Annotated in this window: 5 protein-coding genes; 3 read left to right on the top strand and 2 right to left on the bottom strand. The window is 64.0% G+C overall.

Annotation, left to right across the window (positions count from 1 at the left end; genetic code table 11):
• On the top strand, nt 1-585 hold a 585-nt coding region (locus WB528_RS21915; protein ID WP_423890618.1), incomplete at its 5' end, for a 50S ribosomal protein L11 methyltransferase.
• Between the two features lie 7 nt (nt 586-592).
• Here the strand turns inward: WB528_RS21915 and WB528_RS21910 are convergent.
• Nucleotides 593-775 (bottom strand): hypothetical protein, encoded by a 183-nt coding sequence (locus WB528_RS21910; protein WP_423890616.1) that lies wholly within the window; start codon nt 773-775, stop codon nt 593-595.
• A 210-nt stretch (nt 776-985) separates the two neighbouring features.
• Between WB528_RS21910 and WB528_RS21905 the strand changes: the two genes are divergently transcribed.
• Nucleotides 986-2,815, top strand: coding sequence for an aminopeptidase P family protein (locus WB528_RS21905; RefSeq protein WP_423890613.1), 1,830 nt, complete (start codon nt 986-988; stop codon nt 2,813-2,815).
• A gap of 368 nt (nt 2,816-3,183) precedes the next feature.
• A complete protein-coding gene (locus WB528_RS21900) occupies nt 3,184-4,458 on the top strand; it encodes a multidrug effflux MFS transporter (protein WP_423890610.1) in 1,275 nt (424 codons plus the stop codon).
• A gap of 4 nt (nt 4,459-4,462) precedes the next feature.
• Here the strand turns inward: WB528_RS21900 and ligA are convergent, their stop codons facing one another.
• On the bottom strand, nt 4,463-6,613 hold the full coding sequence (gene ligA, locus WB528_RS21895) for an NAD-dependent DNA ligase LigA (protein ID WP_423890608.1): 2,151 nt from the start codon (nt 6,611-6,613) through the stop codon (nt 4,463-4,465).
• Between the last annotated feature and the right edge of the window lie 145 nt (nt 6,614-6,758).

Here is a 6,758-nt window from a genome sequence, read left to right as displayed (position 1 = left end):
GGGCGCTTTGTCGTCCATGGCCAGCACGACCGGGCCAAGGTCACCGCCAACCGGCTCGGAATCGAGATCGAGGCGGCGCTGGCCTTCGGCACCGGCCATCACGGCACCACCCGCGGCTGCCTGTTGCTGCTCGGCGAGGTCCTGAAAGCCTACCAGCCCCGCCGGGTGCTTGATCTTGGCACCGGCACCGGCGTGCTGGCGATCGCGGCCGCGAAGGCGCTGCGGGAGAAGGTGCTGGCGAGCGATATCGATGCGCTTTCCGTGAAGGTTGCGGCCGAGAACGCCCGGCAGAACGGCGTCGGCCCACTGGTAGAGGTGGCGTGGGGCAACGGTTTTGCGGCGCCCTTGCTGCGGCAACGACGGCCATTTGACCTGATACTGGCCAATATCCTCGCTAATCCGCTGCGGCAGATGGCAACCCCGATGTCCCGGCATCTGGCGGGCGGGGCGCGGCTCATCCTCTCGGGGCTATTGTCGGCGCAGGCGCCTTCCGTGATTGCGGCCTATCGTGCGCGCGGGCTCATTCTGGAGCGGCAGATCCGGATCGAAGGCTGGAGCAGCCTTTTGCTGCACAAGGCGCGGTGAGGTGCTGCTATTCCACCGGCTTCCGCGGCGACGGGTTGCCGGCCTTTTCCTCGATAGCCGTGCGCTTGACGCGCGCCTCGACAAAACGATCCAGAAACTGAACGATGACGTTGCGCGGCTTTTCGGCGGCAGGCGCCGACGAAGGCACGCTGAGCGGCGGCGTAATCTTCTCAAAGGTGAAGACGGGCATGTTAATCCCTCGACGCTGGTGACGAAACGCCCTTGGAACTGCCTTGGAATTCCACCCGAAAGATTTCTTCCTGAACCTTCATAACAGTTGGCGTCATGAAACGTTCAAACCCGTCTAACGCAGGTGCAGCAATTCAATCACAATAAGTTCCGAATCGGAAGCAAATTGAGTCGATTGCCGAGCCCTCTCCCACAATCCTAGTATCGCCCGATGTTTGAAGCGCTGTTCCAGACGTTCGAAGAGCCCGAGACCGGGGTCGCCTTGACCGCGCGCCTGTCCGCATTTCGCGAGGAGTTGACGAAGCGCAACCTGAGCGGATTCGTGGTTCCGCGCGCTGACCAGCAGCAGAACGAATATGTCCCTCCCTCCGAGGAGCGGCTGGCCTGGCTCACCGGTTTTACCGGATCCGCCGGCCTCGCGGTGGTGCTTTCCGCCGAGGCTGCGGTGTTTGTCGACGGACGCTACACGCTGCAGGCGGGCAAGCAGGTCGACGCCAAGGCCTGGCGCGTCGAGCCGCTGGTCGATCCGCCGCCGGAGACCTGGCTGGCGCAACATCTAGCCGCCGGCGACCGCCTCGGCTTCGATCCCTGGCTGCACACGACCGCAGCGGCTGAAAAGCTTAGCCAGGCTTGCGAAAAAGCCGGCGCGGAGCTGGTCGCGGTCGACAGCAACCCGGTTGATGCCGTTTGGACCGAGCGCCCCGCTCAGCCACTCGCCCCCGTCACTTTGCACGGCCGGCAATTTTCGGGCGAGCTTGAGGCCGACAAGCTGAAACGGATTGAGGCCGAAATCGCCAAACTCAATGCCGATGCCCTGGTGCTGTCGGATAGCCACGCGGTGGCCTGGACCTTCAATATCCGCGGCGGCGACGTCGCCCATACACCGCTGCCGCTGTCCTATGCGCTGGTGCCCAAAAGCGGCCAGCCGACGCTATTCATCGATCATCGCAAACTGTCGAACAGCGTCCGCGATCATCTCGAACAGACCGCCACCGTCGTCGAGCCCGCCGCGCTGAGCTCGAAACTGATCGAGATGTCGAAGAGCGGCGCTAGAATCGCGCTCGACGGCGCGACCGCGGCCGACGCCCTGACCCGGCTGATTTCGTCGGCCGGCGGCAAGCCATTGCGCGGCAGCGATCCCGTCAGCCTTTTGAAAGCGGTCAAGAACGACACCGAGATTGCCGGCACGAAGGCCGCGCACCGGCGCGACGCGGTCGCGCTCGCGCGCTTCCTTGCCTGGGTCGACCGCGAAGCGCCCTCTGGCCATCTCACCGAAATCGACGCGGTCGAGGCGCTGGAAACCTTCCGCCGCGAAACCGGCGCGCTGAAGGACGTCTCCTTCCCGACCATTTCCGGCACCGGCCCGAACGGCGCCATCGTGCACTACCGCGTCACCCGCAAGAGCAATCGCCGCATCGCGCGCGGCGATCTGCTGTTGATCGATTCCGGCGCGCAATACGAGGACGGCACCACCGACGTCACCCGCACGATCGCGATCGGCGAGCCGACGCTCGAAATGCGCGATCGCTTCACCCGCGTGCTGCGCGGTCACATCGCGATTGCGCGTGCGCTGTTTCCCGACGGCACTACCGGCGCGCAGCTCGACACCCTGGCGCGACAATATCTGTGGCAGGCCGGCGTTGATTTCGAACACGGCACCGGACACGGCGTCGGCAGTTACCTCTCGGTGCATGAAGGCCCCGCGCGGATCTCGAAACTCGGCGCCACGCCGCTGAAGCGCGGCATGATCCTCTCCAACGAGCCCGGCTATTATAAGACCGACGGCTTCGGCATCCGCATCGAAAATCTCGAACTTGTCGTCGCCGCCGAGGTCGCGGGCGCGGAAAAACCCGTCAACGCATTCGAAACGCTCACGCTGGCGCCGATCGATCGCCGCCTGGTCGATCTCAACATGCTGACGGGCGACGAATTGAGCTGGCTCAACGAGTACCATGAACGCGTCCGCCACGCCGTACGCGGCCATGTCGACGACGCCACCAAGGCCTGGCTCGACGAGGCCACCGCGCCGCTGTCGTTGTAGCGACAGGTGTCATACCCCGCGACCCGTCTACGCCAAGGCTTCGCCGGGGTTTGGTGCGAGGGCCGCCGAAGCTTCAGCGAAGGCGGCAGGCCGCGTATCCAGTACGCTGCGGCTTCTCGATCTATCGCAGCCGCCTCCGGAATACTGGATCACCCGCTTTCGCGGGCGATGACGGAGGGAAGAACCATTCCCTGACGACAGGCCCGGTTGCACGTAGCGCATCCCGGAAAGCGAATGGCCGTATTCCGAAACACCGGTATTCGCGGCGCGCCGAATAACGCTAGAAGTGAATCATGGAATTTCGCGCAAAGCCAATTCCGCCAGACGGTTCGGATGTCTGGAAACGCATGCGCCGGGAACGGATTCAAATGCACGGCGTCGCAGGCAGACCAGAAATCGCGGCAGAGGCGAATGGGGCGGCGGCGCGGGCGATGCTGTTGCTCCTGGTCGCGATGACCGGCGTGGCGCCGATCTCGCTCTACATGCTGGTGCCCGCGCTGCCGCTTCTCGCCACCAGCTTCAACAGCGACATTTCCATCGCGCAGATGACGGTGTCGCTTTACATGGTCGGTATCGCCTGCTCACAGATCCTGATGGGACCGCTCTCCGATCGCTTTGGACGGCGGCCGGTATTGCTGGCGGGCCTTGGCCTGATGGTGGTGGCAAGCGCGGCCTGCATTTTCGCCGACAGTCTGCCCGAACTGATCGCGGCGCGCTTCTTCCAGGCGCTTGGCGGGGCGACCGGGATGGTGGTGAGCCGCGCCATCATCCGCGACCTCTATCACCGCGAGCGCATCTCCTCCATGATCAGCCTCGTGATCGCGGTGATGATGATCGCGCAGATGTTGAGCCCGCTGACCGGCGGCCTGCTCGAGACCGCGTTCGGCTGGCGCGCGATCTTCTACGTCATCACGGCCATGTCGCTCGTCGTGGCAATCTCGATCGCGCTTATCTTGCCGGAAACGCGCCGCGTTCGCCTCGCCACGGGCGGCTTTCGCGGCGATGTCGGCAGTCTCCTGACCAGCCGCGCCTTCATCGGCTACGTGCTGTGCCAGGTGCTGGCCTCGCAGATCATTTTCGCCTTCGCCGGCGGCGGTCCCTACATCGTGGTGACCCAGATGGGCCGCACCGGCGCCGAATATGGCGCGTGGTTTGCGACCACCGGGTTTGCCTACCTGATCGGCAATCTCTGCTGCGTGCGCTTTTCGCCGCGCTACCAGCTGGAAAAGCTGATCTGGTTCGGACTCGCCCTGCAAGTCGCCGGCAGTCTTTTGAATCTGGTCTGGGGCCTCACCGGCATCAACCAGGCGCCATCCTGGCTGTTCGGCACCCAGATGATCGTGATGTTCGCCAATGCGTTTGTGATGTCGAATTCGGCCGCGGGCGCCATCAGCGTTCGCCCGGACGCCGCCGGCACCGCCTCCGGCGCGATGGGATTCCTGCAAATGGGACTCGGCTCGTTCCTGTCGCAGTTCGGCGCCTATCTCGGCGGCCACTTCACGACGCCGGCGCCGTTGAATGCCGCCGTGTTTGCACTCTCCCTCGCCTGCGTCTCGACGATGGTGTTTCTGATTCCGCGGCGTGATGTCGTCGTCAGCGAGGAACTGATCGAACAGGCGGAAGAAGAAACCGGGATGGTGTGAGATTTTACTCCCCGACCAGCTTCAGCCACTCGTCCTCGGTCAGCACCGCGACGCCGTGCTTCTTGGCTTCCGCCAGCTTTGAGCCTGCGCCGGGACCGGCGACGACATAATCGGTCTTCTTCGATACCGAGCCCGCCGCCTTGGCGCCGAGACGTTCGGCCATTGCCTTGGCCTCGTCGCGCGTCATCTTCTCCAGCGATCCCGTGAACACCACCGTCTTGCCTGCCACGGCCGAATTGCTCTTCGGCTTCTCGGCATCGAGGATCGTCACCTCGCGCGTCAATCGCTCGACGATGCCGCGGTTATGGCTTTCACCGAAATAGGCCTTGATGCTCGCGATTACCGTGTCGCCGATCTGGTCGAGCGCATCCATCTCGGCGATGGTTTCCTCATCGTCCTTGGCGACCTTCAGGCAGGCGTCGTGGAAGGCGTCCCACGAGCCATAGCCGCGGGCGAGCGCCAGCGCCGTAGTCTCCCCGACATGGCGCATGCCGAGCGCATAGATGAAGCGCTCCAGCGCGATGCGCCGCCGCCCCTCGATCGCCGCGAACAGGTTACGCACGGAAGTTTCGCCGTAGCCTTCGATCGCTTCGAGCTTGAGTTTGTTGTTGCGCTTTTGCAGCGTGAAGATCTCGGCAGGCTCCCTCACCCATCCCTCATCAAAGAAATATTGAAGCTGCTTCTCGCCAAGGCCGTCGATGTCGAAGGCGCGCCGCGACACGAACAGTTTCAAGTGCTCGATCTTCTGGTAGGGGCAGGCGAACTCGCCGGTGCAGCGGGCGCGCGAGCCCTCCTCGCCGGTCGCGGTTTCCTCGCGCACCACCTCGGTGTGCAGCGGGCACGGACATTTCTTCGGAAAGCGAAATTCTTTTGCGTCTTTGGGCCGCTTGTCGATCAGGACATCGACCACCTGCGGAATCACGTCGCCGGCGCGCTGGACCACGACCGTGTCGCCGATCCGGATATCGCGGCCTTCGCGCAATTGCTCGCCATCGCCGCCGATGCCCCTGATGTAATCCTCGTTATGCAGCGTGACGTTCTGCACGATGACGCCGCCGACGCCGACCGGCTCGAGCTTGCCGACCGGCGTGAACGAGCCGGTGCGCCCGACCTGGATTTCGATATCCTTCAGCACCGTCACCGCGCGCTCGGCCGGAAACTTGTGCGCGATGCCCCAGCGCGGCGTGCGCGAAACGAAACCCAGACGTTCCTGCCAGTCGAGCCGGTCGACCTTGTAGACGACGCCGTCGATATCGTAATCGAGCCTGGCGCGCTGTTGCTCGATCCTGCGATGAAACGCGATCAATTGCTCGACCGAGTGGCAGATCTTGGTCAGCGGATTGGTCTTGAAGCCGCACTGCTCGAACCAGCCGATCATGCCGCTCTGCGTGTCCTCCGGCATGTCGCTCATATCGCCCCATGCATAGGCGAAGAAGCCGAGCGGACGCGAGGCGGTGATCGAGGGATCCTTCTGACGCAGCGATCCGGCCGCCGAATTGCGCGGATTGGCGAAGATCGTGTCGCCGGCGGCCTTCTGCCGCTCGTTGAGCGCCAGAAAGGCCTTCTTGGTCATATAGACTTCGCCGCGCACCTCGCAAATTGAAGGCACCTTACGGCCCTTCAGCTTCTTCGGCACGTCTTCCAGCGTACGGATATTGGCGGTGACGTCTTCGCCTTCCGCGCCGTCCCCGCGCGTGGCCGCGGTGACGAGTTCGCCGGCCTCGTAACGCAGCGACATCGAGAGCCCGTCGATCTTCGGTTCGGCGGAAAAGTCGATCCGCTCCTCCTCGGAAAGTTTTAGAAAGCGGCGGATGCGGCCGACGAAATCGACGACATCTTCCTCGGCAAAGGCGTTGTCGAGCGACAGCATCGGCACCGCATGGCGGACTTTCCTGAATCTTCCGGATGGCGCCGCACCCACCTTCTGCGACGGCGATTCAGCGCTGACGAATTCCGGAAAGCGTTTCTCGATGGCGTTGAAGCGCTGGCGCAGCGCATCATACTCGGCGTCTGAAACCTTCGGCGCGTCGTCCTGGTAATAGGCCTTGTCGTGACGCTCGATCTCAAGGGTCAGCCTGACGTGCTCGACCTTCGCCTGAGCCTTGGTGAGGTCGGCGACGTCGGGAAGTTTCTTGGGTTTTGCTTTCGTTGCCATGGCGGGACGCTGGTCTATGCCGTCGCGGCCTTGAGCAGCCGCTCGGCGGCCGCCCGCGCCTCGGCGGTGATCTCCGCGCCGGCGAGCATGCGGGCGATTTCCTCTCGGCGGTGATCGGCCGCGAGCGCATTGACGCGGGTGGCGA

It is taken from the genome of Bradyrhizobium sp., assembly GCF_049586575.1.
Classification (GTDB): Bacteria; Pseudomonadota; Alphaproteobacteria; order Rhizobiales; family Xanthobacteraceae; genus Bradyrhizobium.
The sequence above is the reverse complement of the archived record's forward strand: the minus strand, read 5'-3'. Positions and strand labels throughout refer to the sequence as shown.

Coding starts and splice junctions, on each gene's coding strand:
- WB528_RS21910 (WP_423890616.1), bottom strand. CDS start 775: ATGCCCGTCTTCACCTTTGAGAAGATTACGCCGCCGCTCAGCGTGCCT.
- WB528_RS21905 (WP_423890613.1), top strand. CDS start 986: ATGTTTGAAGCGCTGTTCCAGACGTTCGAAGAGCCCGAGACCGGGGTC.
- WB528_RS21900 (WP_423890610.1), top strand. CDS start 3,184: ATGCACGGCGTCGCAGGCAGACCAGAAATCGCGGCAGAGGCGAATGGG.
- ligA (WP_423890608.1), bottom strand. CDS start 6,613: ATGGCAACGAAAGCAAAACCCAAGAAACTTCCCGACGTCGCCGACCTC.